An 820-nucleotide genomic window follows, 5' to 3' on the forward strand; every position below is an offset into this window, starting at 1 on the left:
TTCACTTCGCGATTCATCACTTTCGCAAGCGCATCGCCAGTACGAGATAGTGGGAAAACTTCATCAGTTTCAAGGCGAACAACGCCATCGCGATACCAAGCAAATAGCTCCTGCATGTTTTGCATAAAGACCATAGGCTCGTGCATAACAAATTGACCCCAAAATACGCCAACTAAGGAATACTCTTTTACGAGTGCCAAATTAACAGGCAATTCAGGGATAGTGCCCGATGCAAAACCTACAACCAATAAACGGCCATTACGTGCCATTGCACGAGAACAGGCTGCAAATGCCTCCCCGCCAACTGGGTCATAAACAACATTCGCACCTTTGCCTTTAGTCAATTCTTTGATGCGCTCTTTAAGATCTTCTTCGCTGTAATTAATCAGCTCATCTGCGCCATTCGCTTTTGCCATCTCTAGCTTTTCTTGTGACGAACAAACTGCAATTACGCGCGCGCCCATTGCTTTACCAATCTGCACCGCCGCAATACCCGTTCCGCCTGCCGCGCCCAGAACAACAAGAGTTTCGCCCTTCTTCAAATGAGCGCGCTGCTTGAGTGCGTGGTGTGCTGTGCCGTGTGCGCACATTAGGTTTGCAGCATCGGTATCCGTAACATCATCTGTAACAGGTAACACCGTCATGGCATTCACGATCACCTGTTCTGCAAAAGCACCATATTTCTGGCTAGAGCCGATNAAGCGTTGGCCAACTTTAAGATGCTTAACACCCTCGCCTAACTCAACAACTTCGCCACAAAACTCCATGCCCGGAACAAACGGCAGCCCAGGACGCACTTGATATAAACCTTGCACTAACA

At 48.4% G+C, this 820-nt stretch carries 1 protein-coding gene; it reads right to left on the bottom strand.

Features of this window, described 5'->3' with window-relative positions; translation table 11 throughout:
- Positions 1-797: NADPH:quinone oxidoreductase family protein (locus A3739_RS04300; RefSeq protein WP_231877003.1), on the bottom strand; the 797-nt coding region annotated here is incomplete at its 3' end.
- Positions 798-820 lie beyond the last annotated feature (23 nt).

Source organism: Oleiphilus sp. HI0067 (genome assembly GCF_001635735.1).